This is a genomic window from Variovorax sp. ISS6 (genome assembly GCF_056523145.1).
Genome location: NZ_JAWRZC010000002.1, coordinates 1,346,260 through 1,361,667 on the forward strand (window position 1 = coordinate 1,346,260; position 15,408 = coordinate 1,361,667).

A 15,408-nucleotide genomic window follows, 5' to 3' on the forward strand; every position below is an offset into this window, starting at 1 on the left:
CAAGGGCCACCGAAACCGGTGGCCATGACGCACCGGCGCTCAGCCCGCCGCCCGCTCCTCGTCGCGCAGCAGCACCGCCTTCTGCCGCTCGTACTCGGCCGCGATCTGCGCCAGCCGGCGTCCGCGCGCGGCGTCGCTGGTCCACTGGGCGGCGCGCACGCGCTGCAGCGCCAGGTCGCGCTGCAGCTGCGCCACCGGCAGCAGCGTCGCGTGGGGCGCCGCCTCGTAGCCGGCCGGCGCGTTCAGCGCGCGCAGCACGGCGCGCTCCTGGGCGCTGCGCGGCCCGGCGGCGGCGCCATAGCGCAGCAGGAAGCGGCGGACCTCCTGGCGCGTGGCGCGCGGCCAGTCGGCGCGGATGGCGAAGCGCTCGGCGGGCAGGGGCTCCGATTGCCAGACGATCTTGAGCTGCCGGCCCTCGGGCGGAAAGCGCCGGCAGAACAGGCGGTGGTCGTCGAGCGTGCCGGTCGCGATGTCGACGTCGCCGTTGGCCAGCGCGAGGCTGTTCGCGAAGATGGAGCCGACGGTCTCGGTGCGGAAGGCGGTCTCCATGTCGATGCCGCGCGGCAGGAACAGCCGTGCCTGCGGCAGCACGTAGCCCGCGATGGAGCGCCGCTCGCCGTAGGCGATGCGCCAGTCCTGCGGTTCGGCCAGCAGCCGGTCGAGCGCATCGGGCGGGGCCGCGCGGCGCACCAGCAGCACCGCGCGATTGGGGTCTTGCGCCGCCGGGCGCTTCGGTTGGGCGAGAATCCGCATCCGCCCCTCGACCACCGCCTGCAGCGCGGCCTCGGGGGCCAGGAAGCCGGCGTCGACCTCGGCGTGCGCGACGGCCCGTGCCAGCGATTCGAGGCTGGACAGCGTGGCCGTCTCGAGCGCGCAGCCGACGGCGGCGCACAGCGGGTGCAGCAGCGGTTCCCACGCGGCGCGCGAGGCCAGGGCCTCGTCGAGCAGCGGCAGGGCGAAGCGCAACCGGGCGGAAGACACAGGGGAGAAGGCCTCGCTCGAGGCCGCCGAGGCTGGCGCGAGACGCGGGCCCGACAACAGGAGCACGCCGGCGCTGCCGCGCGCGACACGCAGCAATGCGTCGCGGCGAGTGGCACCCGGGGGTGCATTCGAAGGGTCGAGGAAAGACGGTGCCATGCGGATTCACGAAAACGCTGGCAGGGCTCCGACGTGCCGCGGCGCGTCGAGGCGCGACCGCCGTCCAACCAATGACAGCAGGGTTTGGAGTCTGCGCATCCGCGCCCGCGCGCGCTACTCCCGAACAGGAGGGAACATGGGTCTGGAATCCACGGCGCTGGCCGACGCGGTCCGGCGGCTGTATGCCGAGGTGGCGGCGGCGGGTGCCGGCGGCATCGACCTCAACGTGCTGCGCGAGTGCATCGGCGCCGAGCACGTGGTGATGACGAGCATGCGCGACGGCGACACCGAGTGGCGCGCCTGCACGCAGTTCGGCCAGGTCGAGGAACGCGAGCTCGGCCAGTGGCTCACGATGGCCGACCACGAGTCGCTGGTCCGGCTCACGGCCTCGGGCCTGCCGGTGCGCACCTCCACCTTCCTGAGCCGGCGGGCGATGGCCAGCACCGAGCTCTACCAGGAGGTGCTGCGGCCGCTCAACGGTGGCCTGGCCGCGGTGTCGTACTGGCGCGAGCACGACGGCTGGCGCGGCCTCAGCTATTGCCGCTCGCTCGAGTCGGGCCACGATTTCCGCGAGGACGAGCTGGCCTCGATCCAGGCGCTGGTGCCGCACCTGCGAACCATCGAGCAGCTGCATGCGCAACTGCGGCAGCGCACGCGCGCCAGCGTCGATGCGGCGCACGACATGCTGAACCTGGCGCCGCAGGCGGTGGTGCTGCTCGATGCCGCGGGCCGCGTGGTGTTCCTCAACCGCAGCGCGAGCGCGCTGCTGGCGCAGCCCGGTTGCGGTTTGCGCGCCGACCGCGAAGGCCTGCGCGCGCGCGACGGCGCGGAGGACCGCCGGCTGCAGCAGGCGGTGCGGCTCGCGGCCGAGCTCGCGCCCGAGTCGCGCCGCGCGGCGCTCAGCGATGGCGCGGTGGCGGCGCAGGGCCTGCCGGTCACCATCCGGCGCGCGCTGCCGCTGCGGCCGCTGATCCTGTCGATCGTGCCGGCGGCCAGCCTCTCGGCGCAGGCCGAGTTCGGCAGCGCGCGCGTCGCGGTGATGGTGCACAACGCCGGCACCGACGGCACCATCGCCGCGGCCCGGCTGGTCGAGGCCTACGGGCTCACCGCACGCGAGGCCGAACTGGCCGTGCTGCTCGGCAAGGGCGAGGACCTGGCCGGCGCGGCCGTGCAGATGGCATTGTCGGCGGGCACCGCGCGCCAATACCTCAAGCAGATCTTCGCCAAGCTGGGCGTGCAGCGACAGGCCGAGCTGGTGCGATTGCTCGTGGCGAGCTTTCCGCAGGAGTGAGGCCGAAAGGCCTCGCGCGCATCGCGCTCAGGCGGCCGGCGCGCCCGGCGGCATCGCGCGCGCGGCCGCGTTCACGAGCTGCACGCGGTTGCGCACCTTGAAGCGCGCGCGCAGCTGCCGCAGGTGGTAGTCGACCGCATGGCCCGACATCTGCAGCCGGTGCGCGATCTCCTTGTCGCCGCGGCCCTGTCGCAGTTCCTCGAGGATGCGCAGCTGCATCGCGCTGAGCATCCTCGAAGCGCTGCCGATGTCGCCGGGCCGGTCCACGGCCGGCGCCGACGCAAGGCCGCAGGACTGCACGCGCCGGTGGAAGTCCTCGGCCAGCATGCGGGCCAGCGCGACGATGCCGGCGCCGATCCATGCGCTGTCCGTGCGCTCCGACTGCAGGCTCACCAGCGTGTGTTCGCCGAGCGGCACCGACAGCGGCGGCGCCGGCAGGCGGAACAGCACGCCGCTGCCGATGCCGCTGGCGCGCAGATCGTCGAGAAAGCGTTCGTGCAGCGCGAAGCGGGTGTCCTCGGGCGGCCGCTGGCGCGCCAGGCCGTCGCGGTCCCACACCCAGGGGCCGGCACTGCGCTGCGCGGCCTCGACGCGCGGGTCGACCTCCTGGTATTGCTGCGAGAAATAGCGTTCGGTCCAGCGGGGATTGGCATGGCCGGTGAAGAAGCTCGAGGGCCGCCACCGGCCCTGTGCCAGCGCCACGGTGCCGTAGGCGAACCACTGGAAGCCCAGCGCCTGCAGCATCGGGCGCATGCGCCGCAGCGGATCGTCGTCGCCGCCATCGATGGCCTGCGGCATCGGACCATCCGTCACGAAGCGCACCGGCGGGCCTCCCGATGGCATGGCGGACAGTGGCGCTTCGGCGCTCGGCTGCGGCAGCTCGGACGAGCGCGCGCTGCGTCGGTACGGCAGGAAGACATGGGCGGCGGGCAAGGGTTCGATGCGGTGGACGAGGAGGCTGGAGGCCGCGCATGTCGCGCGGCGAGCGTGCGGCCCGGGGAACGCCGGACCGGCGCTGCGACCCGTGCGCGAGAGGCCTCTGGCACCGGTGCGAAGGGCATGTTGCCGCCGTGGCTGGAGGGCGTCGATAACCTTCCAGATAATGGCCGTGCACGATGTGCAAGGGGCGCTACCGCCTGTTACCCGGATTACGCATGTTTGTTGCGTTCGCGACGAAGCGTTTCGCCCCTCGTTCAGGTCCAATGGCGGGCTTTTCGATCCCTGGATTCCGATCCCATGAGCCTGCCTCTGCTGCTGCGCCATACGAGGGCGAGCAAGAACATCTCCCAACTCGACCTGTCGCTGCGCCTGGGCGTCTCCCAGCGGCACGTCAGCTTCCTCGAGACCGGCCGCGCCGCGCCGAGCCGCGACCTGCTGCTGGCCTGGATGAACGAGGTCGAGGCGCCGACCTCGCTGCGCAACGCGGCGCTGTCGCTCGGCGGCTTCACCACCGTCGCCAGCGAGGAGGGCGCGTCGTGGATCGGCATGACCGACGCCAACGAGGCCGCGCTGCAACGCATGGTGCAGCTGCACAACCCGCTGCCGGGCCTGGTGTTCGATCCCGACTGGAAGATGCTCGCGACCAACTGCGCGGGCCAATGGCTCTGCACGGTCGTGATGCCGGCCTACTGCGAGGCCATCGGCCACAGGTTCGAGGGCCTGGACATGATCGACTGCGTGGCGCACGACGACGGCCTGCTGAGCCATTCGCGCAACGCGGCGCAGGTCGGTGCCAGCCTGCTCGCGCAGTTGCAGACCGAGAGCTGGCTGCGCCCGTCGCTGCGCCCGCGTGTCGATAGGCTGGCCGAGTCGCTGCACCGGCGCTACGGCCGGCTGCCCGAGGTGCCCTCGCTGGGGCTCGCCACGCCGAGCCTCAACCTCAGCTTCGACACGCCGCTGGGCGTGCTGAGCTTCTCCACCTTCCAGAGCGCCTTCGGCATTCCGCAGGACATCAACTCCTCGTCGCTGCGCATCGAGCTGTGGTTCGCGGCCGATGCGCACACGCGCGAGGTGATGAGCGACGCCGATGCCGAAGCGGAGGCCTGTTGCTGAGGGCGTGACGCCGGCGCGGCCTCAGGGCAGCTTCGCCGCCACGCGCGCGGCCAGCGCGTTGACGCGTTCGCGCGCCACCGCGTGCAGCGCCGCGTCGCGTTCGCCGCCGCCCACGCGCACCTCCACGCTCAGCAGGCCCTTGCGGATCTGGAGGCGGTTGAGGATGTCGATGAAGGCCTCGTCGCCGAGGCCCGCCACCGGCGTCTTGGGTTCGCCCACCTTGCGCGAGACCTCGAAGTAGCGCTGCGAGAACGCGGGCGTCGACGCGAGGTTGCGCACGCTCATCTGTACCTGGTGCGAGACGGTCACGCGCTTGCCGTCGACGATGTCGGTGCGGCGCAGGTTGTAGATGCAGCCGATCGGCCTGGGGATCTCCTCGATGCGGTTCTCGCGCGACTCGTGCGTGATCTTTCCCTTGAACTGCACCGGCGCTGCGATCGTCATGTCGGGGAACACGGCCTTCACGTCCTCGGTCGTCATCAGCGCGCAGGCATCGGGCCACTGGTCGGCGGGCGCGGTCTGCGACACGCGCGTGTCGGCCGGCACTGCCACCGCCGCCTGGGTGGCGATCGGCGCCGCGGCCGCCACCATGCCGGTGCCCGGTTGCCAGCGCGACAACGCCTGGCGCGCGAGCGCGCCCGCGTTGCCGGGCGTCTGGCTCGAGTAGGGATCGAGGCTGGCCGAAACGATCAGGTCGCCCTTGCGCGCATAGACCGCGACCCGGTGCGTGCTGGTCTCGATGAAGGCCTCCTCGCCCACATCGGCCAGCGACTCGATGCGCAGGCTGACCTTGGGATCGGCGGCCACGCGTTCGCGCGTGGTGCGGATCGAGGCGAAGCTGTCCCGGGCCGTGCCGCGGCCGACCACGGGCGAGTCGCCCCAGCGGATCACGGTCAGGTTCGCGAAACGCGCGACATCGGTCTTCGAGGTCGGGCTCGGCAGGCGCACCACGTAGGTGCAGCCCTCGGCGTACTGCGGGCCGCGGCTCAGGGGGCTCAAGGTCGGGCCCTTGTCGGTGACCGGGCGCCCGGGGAACAGCGCCTCGATGTCGGCGCGCGGCATCAGCCGGCAGGCATCGGGCGCGCTCGCGGCCAGGGGAGAGGGCGGTGCAGTCACGGTCGCGGTCTGCGCGAGAGCGGCAACGTGGACCGCGCCGGCCAGCAGCAGCCAGGCGGGGCGGATCGGGGCGGTGGTTCGGGTTGGATTCAAGCGGACTCCGGTATTCGGGTAAACGCGTAGAAGAAGCGCAAGGCGCGCATCCTCGCCGCGTCGGCGCGGGCCGTCGATTACCTGCGGCGTAGTCGGCCGTACGTAGTTCCCGAGGCCTGCGTGTCAGTTTTCGGTCAGCCGCCGACGCCGAGCATCCCTGCCTCCATCACAACAGGCCGCAAGCGCGCTGCGCAGGCACGCCCACAGAGACAGACATGAACGACCGCAACCTAGGCAGAGGGCTCTTCCTCATCGCCATTTCCCTCCTGTTCGGCATCACCGCCGCGCGCAACTACCCCATCGGCGACTTCTCGCGCGCGGGCCCGGGCATGTTCCCGTTCATCGTCAGCATCCTGCTCGGCCTGATCGGCGTGGCGACCGTGATCCGCTCGCGCTTCGTCGCGCGCCAGCCGATGGAGCTCAACCTGCGCAACATCGGCATCGTGATCGGCAGCCTCTGCGGCTTCGCGCTGATCTCGGAGCACATCAACATGGTCGCGGGCATCGTGTTCATGGTGTTCGCCTCGACGGCTGCCGGCCTCTCGTACTCGTGGGTGCGCAACGTCAAGATTTCCCTCGGCCTGGTCGCGATGGCTTTCGCGCTCCAGAAGCTGCTGGGCCTGAACCTGCCCCTGCTCTGAGGACGACGCCATGGAAGTCTTGAACAATCTCGCGTTCGGTTTCTCGCACGCGCTCACGATGCAGAACCTGCTGTTCTGCGCCATCGGCTGTACCGTGGGCACCCTGGTGGGCCTGCTGCCGGGCCTGGGCCCGCTGGCCACCATCAGCCTGCTGCTGCCGCTGACTTACTCGATCCCCACCGGCGGCGCGCTGATCATGCTGGCCGGCATCTACTACGGCGCCCAGTACGGCGACAGCGTGAGTGCGATCACGATGAAGATCCCGCATGCCAGCAGCATCGTGGCCTGTATCGACGGGTACGCGATGACGCTCAAGGGCCAGACCGGCCTGGCGCTGTTCACCGCGGGCTTCTCGAGCTTCGTGGGCGGCACCATCGCGATCGTCGTGCTGGCGTGGATGGCGCCGATGCTCGGCGAGGTGGCCTTCCTGTTCGGCCCGGCCGACTACTGCTCGATGATGCTCGTGGGCTTCGTCTGCGTGAGCTTCGTGACCACCGGCAGCCTGCTCAACGGCCTCGCGATGTGCTTCATCGGCGTGCTGCTCGGCCAGATCGGCACCGACGTCAACAGCGGCATGCAGCGCTACACCATGGACCTGCCCTTCCTCGCCGACGGCGTGGGCCTGGTGAGCATCGCGCTGGGCTGCTTCGGCATCGCCGAGATCACCAAGAACCTCGACGCGCGCGAGGAGCGCTCGCCCTTCAACGGCAAGATCAACCTGATCCCGACCTGGGCCGAGTTCAAGCGGATCATCCCGAGCGCGCTGCGCGGCGGTGCCATCGGTTCCTTCCTGGGCATCCTGCCCGGCGGCGGTCCCTCGATCGCCCAGTTCGCGGCCTATGCCATCGACAAGAAGGTCAGCAAGTACAAGCACGAGATCGGCACCGGCTGCATCGAAGGCGTGGCCGGCCAGGCCGCGGCCGACGAAGCCGCCGCGCGCACCAGCTTCATCCCGCTGATGAGCATCGGCATCCCCGAGAACCCGGTGATGGCGCTGATGCTGGCCGCGTTCGTGATCAAGGGCATCCAGCCCGGTCCGAACATGATCGCCAGCCACCCCGACCTGTTCTGGGGCCTGGTGGCCAGCATGTGGGTCGGCAACTGCTTCCTGCTCGCGCTCAACGTGCCGCTGGTGCGCTACTGGCTGTCGGTGTTCAAGATCCCGTACGCCGTGCTGTTCCCGTCGATCCTGTTCTTCTGCTGCATCGGCACCTACAGCGTCAACAACAGCCTCGACGACATCTTCATCACCGCCGTGTTCGGCTGCCTCGGCTACGCCTTCATGCGATTGGAGCTGGACGCCGCGCCGCTGATGCTGGGCTTCATCCTCGGGCCGATGCTGGAGGAGAACTTCCGGCGCGCCATGCTGATCAGCCGCGGCAGCTTCGGCGTGTTCGTGAACCGCCCGATCAGCGCCACGCTGCTGGGCCTGATCGGCGTGTTCGTGGTGTGGCAGCTCGTGGCCTTCGTGCGCTCGATCCAGAAGGCGCGGCGCGAAGGGCCGGCGGTGGTGCCGGCGAGCGAGGCGCATGGGGCTTGAGGGGCGGTTTCGCCTGGCAAGCTCGCGCTGAGCCGTCGTTCACGCGCTGAGGCCTGGGAAGGACACGGAGCCGGTCCGTTGAAGCCGGCGATGGACGCCCGATGAATTTCATCGGGCGTTTTCATTTTCGCGGGAGGGGGCCGAGGAGCTTCGCCGGCTCGATGGCCTGGGACATGTGCAGGCTAAGACGGGATTCGGCCGGGAACCGTCTCGGCGAGCGCCGATCGTGCAGTACGGCGATCAGTCCAGCGTGATGTTGCGCGCCTTGACGACCGCCTGCCAGCGGGTGTTCTCGGCCTTCACGAAGCTGGCGAACTCCTCGGGCGTGTTGCCCACCGGTTCCAGGCCGGCCTTCAGCAGCCTTTCGCGCACGACCGGATCGGCGACGGCCTCGCGCGTGGCTTTGGCGAGCTTGGCCACGATGTCGGCGGGCGTGTTCTTGGGCAGGAAGACGCCGTTCCATTCCAGCACCTCGTAGTCGGGCATGCCGCTCTCGCGCAGCGTGGGCACCGCGTCCAGGCCTTCTACGCGCTTGCGCGAAGTGACGGCCAGCGCGCGCAGCTTGCCACCGGCCAGGGACGGCAAGGTCGATGCCGCGTTGCCGAAGTACAGGTCGACCTGCCCGCCCATCACATCGGTCAGTGCCGGCGCACCGCCCTTGTAGGGCACGTGCACGGTCTCGATCCTCGCCTGGTCGTTGAACATCTCCGCGGCCAGGTGCGACCCCGTGCCGGCGCCGGCCGAAGCGTAGGTCAACTTGCGCGGTGCCTTCTTCGCGGCGGCGATCAGTTCGGCGAGGTTCTGGTACGGCGCGCCGGCACCCACCACCAGGATCTGCGGCGCCGTGGCCACCAGCGACACCGGAATGAAGTCCTTCGCCGGGTCGTAGGGCAGCTTGCGCAACGCGCCGTTCACGCCGAAAGCCGAGGCGTCGTAGAGCACGGTGTATCCGTCGGCCGGTGCCTTGGCCACGTTGTCCGCGCCGATCACGCCGCCAGCGCCCGGCTTGTTGTCGATCAGGATGGGCTGGCCCAGCAATGCGCTCAGGCGCTGGCCGACGATGCGGGCCGTGTTGTCCGCACCGCCGCCCGCGGCGTACGGTACGACCATGCGTACCGGCCGCGCCGGCCAGTCCGATGCCCCCGCCAGCAACGGCAGGCACGTGGAGATGGCGGCGATGCCGCGCAGAAGGGTCTTGTTCACGGTGTTGTCTCGTCGGAGTCGGTTGTTGAAAAGTCGTAGAGGGCCGCCGGGTTGGCGACCAGCACGCGATGGCGCGCGGCCTCGTCCGGGACCCAGCGCGCCAGCAGGTCGAACAGGTCGGCGTCGTCGGGCTTGGCCGGCGCCTCGGTGGGATGGGGCCAGTCGCTGCCCCAGACCAGGCGGTCGGGTCGTTCGGCCAGCCAGGCCTGCGCGACGGCATCGGTGTCGCGGTAGCCGCCTGCTGCACCCACGGTGGAGTCGAGGTAGGCCCCCGACAACTTGATCCAGGCCCTGCCGCCAGCGCACAGCCCTCGCAGGACCGCGAAGGCCGGGTGCGCCGTGCCGGCGGGCAAGGGCAGCCGGCCCAGATGATCGAACACCAGCGTGCACGGCAGCCGCCGCAGCAGATCCGCATGCGCGACCACCTGCTCGGCGGTCCAGTGCAGTTGCAGATGCCAGCCCAACCCGACCACGCGGTGCGCCAGCGTCTCGACCGCATCGAAGCGCGTGGCGGCGTGGGTCGCCGTGTGAAGGCTGAAGCGGATGCCGCGGATGCCGCCCGCGTGCAGGCGTTCGAGTTCCGCGTCCGTGGCTTCCGGCGCGAGAACGGCCACGCCGCGTGTCCGGTCCGGCCCCAGCGCGCGGATCGCCGCGAGCGTGGTGGCGTTGTCGGTGCCGTGCGCGCGCGGCTGCACGACGACCGTGCGCTGCGTGCCCGTGCGGGCCCGCAGCAGCCGGTAGTCATCGGCCGTGGCGTCGTCCACCATGGCCCGTGGCGCGGCCACGGCAGCGAAGCGTCCGTCGTAGACGTGCATGTGCGCGTCGCAGGCCAGGGCCGGCGCCGATGTCCGGGGCCGCCGTGTTCCGGCGCTGTTGGGAACGATCGATCCGGCGTGCATCAGCGGGGCCGCGCGCGCACCCGGTCGTTGTGCTGGCCCAGCGTGGGCGCGGCGAACGGTTCGGGGCCGGGCGTGCGGCCGTAGGCGACGGGCCGCGTGAAGCCGCGGTAGCTGCCCAGGATCGGGTGCTCGAAGCGGGTCACCATGTCCTCGGCCAGCACCTGGGGGTGATCGAACATGTCCTCCACCGTGCGGGCCGCCGCGCAGGGCACTTCCTCGCCGAACAGCTCTTCCCATTCGAGCGCGCTGCGCGCTGCCAGTGCGGCATGCAGCCTGGGCACGATGTCGGCATGGTGCCGGGCGCGCTTGCGCACGCTGTCGTAGCGCTCGTCGCGGGCCAGTTCGGGCAAGCCGATCTTCTCGCACAGCGCCTGCCAGAAGTGCGGGGTGTTGGCCGAGATGTAGATGTGGCCCTCGCGCGTGGGATGGATTCCGGTGATGCCGCCCGAGCGCATGTCGCGCCCCACGTCCCTGGGTTCGCCCTCGGCCCAGACCAGCCGCGCCGACTGCATGGCCATGGCCGCGCGCAGCAAGGAGACGCCCACGAACTGGCCCTGGCCGCTTTTCTCGCGCTCGTACAGCGCCGAAGCGACACCGGCCGCGACCAGCGAGGCCGCGTAGTAGTCCACCACCGAGCCATACAGGATCTCGGGCGGCTCGCCGCGCTTGCCCTGCAAGGCGCACATGCCGGTCATGGTCTGGAGCACCTGGTCGTAGCCAGCCTTTTGCTTGAGCGGCCCGGTCTCGCCATACCCGGTCACATTGCAATAGATCAGGCGCGGATTGACGGCCTGCAGTTGCGCATGGCCGATGCCCAGGCGCTCGGGCACGCCGGGCCGGAAGTTGTGCACCAGCACGTCGGCCTCGCGAACCAGGTCCAGCAGCGCCGCCTGGTCGGCCGGATCCTTCAGGTCCAGCACCACGCCGAGCTTGCTGCGGTTGACGCCGACGAAGGCGCGGCTCTCGGCCTCCAGCGTCGAAGGGTACTTGCGCAGGTTGTCGCCCGCGGGCGGTTCGATCTTGATGACTTCGGCGCCCTGGTCGGCCAGCAGCGCGCAGCCGTAGGGGCCCGCGATGTAGGCACTGAGGTCGAGCACGCGCACGCCGCTCAAGGGGCCTCGCGGGCCGTGCCGCTCCACGAAGGATTGGGTTGCCATGGCGGATTTCACTCGGCGGTGATGTTCTGCTGCTGGGCCAGCTTCTTCCAGCGCTCCACATCGGTGGCGATGAGCGCGGTGAACTGCGGCACCGACAGCGGGGTGGCGATGGCGCCTTCCTTGAGGAAATTGCCCGCCAGGGCCGGCTTGGCCAGGATCTTGTTGACCGTCGCATTGAGCTTGTCCACGATCTCGGGCGGCGTACCGGCTGGCGCCAGCAAGCCCCACCAGAGTTCGAAGTCGTAGCCGGGCACGGCCGTGGCGATCGGCGTGAGGTCGGGTGCGATCGGGCTGGGCTTCGCACTCGTGATGCCGATGGCGCGCAGCTTGCCGCTTCGCACCATGGGCAGCAGCGAAGGGCCGCTGGAGATCAGCAGCTGGGTCTGGTTGCCCACGAGGTCGGTCACGGCCGGGCCCATGCCCTTGTACGGGATGTGCGTGATGGCCATGCCGGGCACCAGGGACTTCAGCAGTTCGGTGCCGAACTGGTTCACGCTGCCGGTGCCCGACGAGGCGTAGTTGTACTGGCCGGGCCTGGCCTTGATGGCGGCGATCAGCTCGGCCGGTGTCCGGGCCGGGAACTCGTTGTTGACCGCGACGATGAACGGGCCCCGGGCGAACATGGCCACGGGCGCGAAGCTCTTGATCGGGTCGTACGGCAGCCTGGGCTGGATGGCCGCGTTGGTCGTCATGCTGGACGAGACCGCGACCAGGGTGTAGCCATCGGGCGCGGCCTTGCCGACCTGGCCGGTGCCGGTGTTGCCGCTGGCGCCGGGACGGTTGTCGATGATGACCGGCTGCCTGAGCTCGTCGCCGAGCTCCTTGGCGATCTGGCGCGCGAAGGTGTCGTTGGAACCGCCGGCCGGATAGGGCACGACGATGGTGATCGTCCTGGACGGATAGCCGGCCTGGGCGAACGCCGTCGCGGACAGCAGGGCCAGGGCGGCGAGCGCACCGGCGCGCGGCAGCAAGCGCTGGATCATGTGTGTGTCTCCTGGAGTTGAAATGGCTTGCTCAGCCGGCCGGCAGGTCCAGCGCGCGGGCGCTGGCGACGATCCGCTCGGCCCGGGCGACGAAGGGCGCATCGACCATCTTCCCGTCGACCACGTACGCGCCGGTGCCGCTGGCATCGGCCTCGCGGGCAGCCTGCAGCACCTTGCGGGCATGCGCGATCTCGGCGTCCGTGGGGCGGAACACGTCGTTGGCGATGGCGACCTGGCTGGGATGGATGCAGGTCTTGCCGAGAAAGCCCATGCGCCGCGCCAGTTCGGCCTCGGCGCGGTAGCCGGCCGCATCGGCGATGTCGGCGAAGGCGCTGTCGTAGGCGTACACGCCCGCCTCGCCGGCCGCCATGCGCAGCGCGAACATCGTGGCCTGCACCGAGATCGCGTCGCGCCGGGCCATTCCCAGCGGCTCGAACATGTCGCCCAGGCCCATCTGCAAACCCACGACGCGCGGCGAGGCGGCGGCCAGCTCGGCCGCCAGGCGCAGGGCAACGGGCTCCTCGATGTTCAGCAACAGGCCGATGGGGGCCAGCATGCCATTCGTCTGCTCGGCCTGTTGCAACGCGGCTGCGGCAGCGCGCACATCATCGACGCTGCGCGGCTTGGGCAGGTTGACCACGTCGACGCCGGCCTGCGCCACGGCCCGGACGTCGTCCGCGAAGTGCGGCGTGCTCGCGGCGTTGATGCGCACGATGATCTTCTGACGCGCGCCGGCCAGGCCGCCGCTGCGCAGGAAAGCGGCCAGCCGGTCGCGCGCCTCGGCCTTGCGGGTGGGCACGACGGCGTCTTCCAGGTCGAAGCACAGCCCGTCGGCGGCGCTGGCAAGGGCCTTGGAAAACAGCTCGGGGCGCGAGGCCGGAACAAACAGCTTGCTTCTCATGGGACGCAGTGTGTGCGCCGCATGAAGTTAGAAGTACATAGGCACTCTATGATCAAACGATAGAAAATGTGATTTCATAGAAACCGGATACCTGGAGAGCTTTCTGCTGGTCGTGGAGTCGGGCTCGGTGTCCGAGGCCGCCCGCCGGCTCGACCTGACGCCCGCGGCCGTGACGCAGCAGATCCGCGCGCTGGAGCGTTCGCTGGGCGCGCCGTTGATGGCCCGCGCCGGCCGCACCGTGCAGCCCACCGAAGCCGGCCACAAGCTGCTGCACCGCGCGCGGGCGTTGCTGCGCGAGGTCGGTGCCATCAAGGCCGTGCTGGCCAGCGAGGACACGGGCGGCGAACTCGTCATCGGCACCATCAACACGGCGTTGCACAGCATGCTGCCGGACATCCTGGCGGCCTTCGTCCAGCAGCATCCTGGCGTGCAGGTGTTCCTGCGCTCGGGCACGACGGCCACCTTGTACAAGGGTATCCAGCAGGGCGAACTGGACGCGGCGGTCTGCCTGCACCCTCCGTTCGCGCTGGCCAAGACCTTCGACTGGCATCTGCTGCGCGAGGAACCGCTGGTGCTGCTGGTGCCCGCGCGGCTGGCGCGCAAGGACCCGCACGCGCTGCTGCGCAGCTCGCCCCTGATTCGCTACGACCGCAGCCTGGGCGGAGGAAAGCAGGCCGACCGCTACCTGCGGGACGCCGGCATCGTGCCGCAGGAGCGCTTCGAGCTCAGCTCGTTGCTTGCCATTGCGATGATGGTGGACCGTGGGTTGGGAGTGTCCGTGGTGCCGGACATCGCTTCTCCGCTGCTGGACGGCCAGCGCGTGGCCAAGCTGCCGTTGCCGCTGGCATCCGAGCCGCGGCGCTTCGGCGTGCTCTGGCAGCGTGCGTCGCCGCGCGAGAGGCTGATACGAGCCCTGGTCGATGCCGCCGGCACACTGGTCGATGCCCGGTGATCGTCGGGCGCCCGCGTTCCACGCGAAGCCAAAGCCTCGTTCACTGGAATGACGCGATGAGAAGCACGAGACCGCCCACGGCAGCGGCGATCAGCGCGCAGATGCCGGCGGCCGCCAGCATGTGCGTCGCATGGCGGCGGTCATCGGCGGCGTCGTCGTGCCGGAAGCCACGCAGCAGGCCGTTGGCGAGCGCGAGCAGGTGGAGCAGCGCCCCGAAGGCGGCGAAGACGCCGGCCAGCATGGCAAAGCCCAGCGCGGCCCACGACAGGTTCGCGATGACCCTGGCGATCATGGGATGCAGCGCCTGTTCATGCGGGCTCCTGGCGGTTTTCCTGCCCGTTGGCGATCGCCATGGCGAGGTTCTGGACTGGGGGAAGAATCCGACGCCGTCCGATGATGCGCCATCTCGATGTGACCCCCATGAAACCTGCGTCGGAGCAGCTCGTCGATGGTGTTCTCGAGGTTTTTCATGACGCTCGCCGCCGTTGCTGCGCCCGGGCCTTCGGCGCCCTGGCCGGCTTCACGCTCGAGCGGCTCGCAAGCGCCAGCATCTCCAGAAACGCCGCCGCCGCCGGCGACAGGCTGCGCCCCGCGCGCCGGATCACGCCGATGGTGCGCCCGATCTCGGGCCGCTCGAGCCGCACCCCGACCACCGCGGCCGGCTTGCGCGGCAGCGTGAGCTGCGGCACCACGGCCACGCCGAGGCCGTTCTCGACCATGCCGATCAGCGTGGAGACGTGGCGCACCTCGCACACCGGGCGCGGCAGCGGCGGCAGCTCGGCCAGGGCCTGGTCGATGAACAGGCGGTTGCGGCTGGCCTGCGAGACCCGCGCATGCGGGTACTGGGCGAGCTCCTCCCAGCCCACGGACTTGCGCCGCGCCAGCGGATGGTCCGCGGGGCAGGCCAGCACGTAGGGCTCCTTGAGCAGCGGCGTGAACTCCACTTCGGGGTCCTGCATGCCGATGTAGTTGAGCGCGAAATCGGCCTCGCCCTGCTTCACGCTGGCAAGCACCTCGTCGGCACCCTCCTCGATGATGCGCACCAGCACGTGCGGATGGCGCGCGCGGAAGGCCTGGATCACCGGTGGCATGAAGTGGTGCACGGTCGACAGCACGCAGCCGATGGTGACGTCGCCGGCCTCGAGCTCGGCCGCGTCGCGCAGGCTCAGCACCGAGCGGTCGAGGTCGTCGACCAGGCCGCGGATCTGGCCGAGGAAGCGCCGGCCCAGCAGGGTGAGCTCGACGCTGCGCGTGGTGCGGTCGAACAGGCGCACGCCCAGCAGCTCCTCCAGGTGCGAGATGCGCCGCGACAGCGCGGGCTGCGACAGGTGCAGGGTGCGCGCCGCCGCGGCGAAGCTCTGCAGCTCGCCCACGGTGACGAAGGCGCGCAGGTCGGCCAGCGAGGGCTTCAGCATTTCGGATCACTCATGCAGTTCATGCAAT

Annotated in this window: 15 protein-coding genes; 5 read left to right on the forward strand and 10 right to left on the reverse strand. The window is 70.4% G+C overall.

Annotated features, from left to right (window positions below; all coding sequences use genetic code 11):
- Window positions 1–39 precede the first annotated feature (39 nt).
- Window positions 40–1,077 carry a phosphate/phosphite/phosphonate ABC transporter substrate-binding protein gene (locus AC1HIL_RS37965; protein ID WP_479668608.1) on the reverse strand — a complete coding sequence of 346 codons (1,038 nt, stop codon included), beginning with the start codon at window positions 1,075–1,077 and terminating at the stop codon, window positions 40–42.
- Window positions 1,078–1,273: 196 nt separating this feature from the next.
- Here AC1HIL_RS37965 and AC1HIL_RS37970 point away from each other — a divergent pair, with 196 nt between their 5' ends.
- Entirely contained in the window at window positions 1,274–2,428 is a 1,155-nt protein-coding gene (locus AC1HIL_RS37970) for a helix-turn-helix transcriptional regulator (protein WP_479668607.1), read from the forward strand.
- A 27-nt stretch (window positions 2,429–2,455) separates the two neighbouring features.
- Here the strand turns inward: AC1HIL_RS37970 and AC1HIL_RS37975 are convergent, their stop codons facing one another.
- Window positions 2,456–3,361 (reverse strand): helix-turn-helix transcriptional regulator, encoded by a 906-nt coding sequence (locus AC1HIL_RS37975; RefSeq protein WP_479668606.1) that lies wholly within the window; start codon window positions 3,359–3,361, stop codon window positions 2,456–2,458.
- Window positions 3,362–3,664: 303 nt separating this feature from the next.
- On the opposite strand from AC1HIL_RS37975, the gene AC1HIL_RS37980 reads away from it, so the two are divergent.
- Complete coding sequence (locus AC1HIL_RS37980) at window positions 3,665–4,480, forward strand: MmyB family transcriptional regulator (RefSeq protein ID WP_057591039.1); 816 nt, start codon at window positions 3,665–3,667, stop codon at window positions 4,478–4,480.
- Between the two features lie 21 nt (window positions 4,481–4,501).
- On the opposite strand, the gene AC1HIL_RS37985 is transcribed toward AC1HIL_RS37980, so the two are convergent.
- Complete coding sequence (locus AC1HIL_RS37985) at window positions 4,502–5,689, reverse strand: hypothetical protein (protein WP_479668605.1); 1,188 nt, start codon at window positions 5,687–5,689, stop codon at window positions 4,502–4,504.
- Window positions 5,690–5,904: 215 nt separating this feature from the next.
- Between AC1HIL_RS37985 and AC1HIL_RS37990 the strand changes: the two genes are divergently transcribed.
- Entirely contained in the window at window positions 5,905–6,330 is a 426-nt protein-coding gene (locus AC1HIL_RS37990; protein WP_057591037.1) for a tripartite tricarboxylate transporter TctB family protein, read from the forward strand.
- 10 nt (window positions 6,331–6,340) lie between these two features.
- On the forward strand, window positions 6,341–7,870 hold the full coding sequence (locus tag AC1HIL_RS37995) for a tripartite tricarboxylate transporter permease (RefSeq protein ID WP_093354916.1): 1,530 nt from the start codon (window positions 6,341–6,343) through the stop codon (window positions 7,868–7,870).
- Window positions 7,871–8,110: 240 nt separating this feature from the next.
- Here the strand turns inward: AC1HIL_RS37995 and AC1HIL_RS38000 are convergent, their stop codons facing one another.
- Genes AC1HIL_RS38000 through AC1HIL_RS38020 form a run of 5 tightly spaced genes read right to left on the reverse strand, consistent with a single transcriptional unit; the run spans window position 8,111 to window position 13,013 of the window.
- The gene (locus AC1HIL_RS38000) at window positions 8,111–9,073 is read right to left on the reverse strand and encodes a Bug family tripartite tricarboxylate transporter substrate binding protein (protein WP_479668604.1); all 963 of its coding nucleotides are present in this window, start codon (window positions 9,071–9,073) and stop codon (window positions 8,111–8,113) included.
- Window positions 9,070–9,972 (reverse strand): amidohydrolase family protein, encoded by a 903-nt coding sequence (locus AC1HIL_RS38005; protein WP_296724529.1) that lies wholly within the window; start codon window positions 9,970–9,972, stop codon window positions 9,070–9,072. The genes AC1HIL_RS38000 and AC1HIL_RS38005 overlap by 4 nt, the downstream gene beginning before the upstream one ends.
- The gene (locus AC1HIL_RS38010) at window positions 9,972–11,129 is read right to left on the reverse strand and encodes a CaiB/BaiF CoA transferase family protein (RefSeq protein ID WP_479668603.1); all 1,158 of its coding nucleotides are present in this window, start codon (window positions 11,127–11,129) and stop codon (window positions 9,972–9,974) included. Before AC1HIL_RS38010 ends, AC1HIL_RS38005 begins: the two co-directional genes overlap by 1 nt.
- Window positions 11,130–11,137: 8 nt before the next feature.
- Window positions 11,138–12,112, reverse strand: coding sequence for a tripartite tricarboxylate transporter substrate binding protein (locus tag AC1HIL_RS38015; RefSeq protein WP_413764835.1), 975 nt, complete (start codon window positions 12,110–12,112; stop codon window positions 11,138–11,140).
- A gap of 31 nt (window positions 12,113–12,143) precedes the next feature.
- Window positions 12,144–13,013 (reverse strand): HpcH/HpaI aldolase/citrate lyase family protein, encoded by an 870-nt coding sequence (locus tag AC1HIL_RS38020; protein ID WP_479668602.1) that lies wholly within the window; start codon window positions 13,011–13,013, stop codon window positions 12,144–12,146.
- Window positions 13,014–13,089: 76 nt separating this feature from the next.
- Here AC1HIL_RS38020 and AC1HIL_RS38025 point away from each other — a divergent pair, with 76 nt between their 5' ends.
- Window positions 13,090–13,965 carry a LysR family transcriptional regulator gene (locus AC1HIL_RS38025; protein WP_296724515.1) on the forward strand — a complete coding sequence of 292 codons (876 nt, stop codon included), beginning with the start codon at window positions 13,090–13,092 and terminating at the stop codon, window positions 13,963–13,965.
- A 40-nt stretch (window positions 13,966–14,005) separates the two neighbouring features.
- Here the strand turns inward: AC1HIL_RS38025 and AC1HIL_RS38030 are convergent, their stop codons facing one another.
- Window positions 14,006–14,257, reverse strand: a complete 252-nt coding sequence (locus AC1HIL_RS38030; protein ID WP_057591029.1) for a hypothetical protein — start codon at window positions 14,255–14,257, stop codon at window positions 14,006–14,008.
- A 175-nt stretch (window positions 14,258–14,432) separates the two neighbouring features.
- Window positions 14,433–15,380 (reverse strand): LysR family transcriptional regulator, encoded by a 948-nt coding sequence (locus AC1HIL_RS38035; protein WP_479668601.1) that lies wholly within the window; start codon window positions 15,378–15,380, stop codon window positions 14,433–14,435.
- Between the last annotated feature and the right edge of the window lie 28 nt (window positions 15,381–15,408).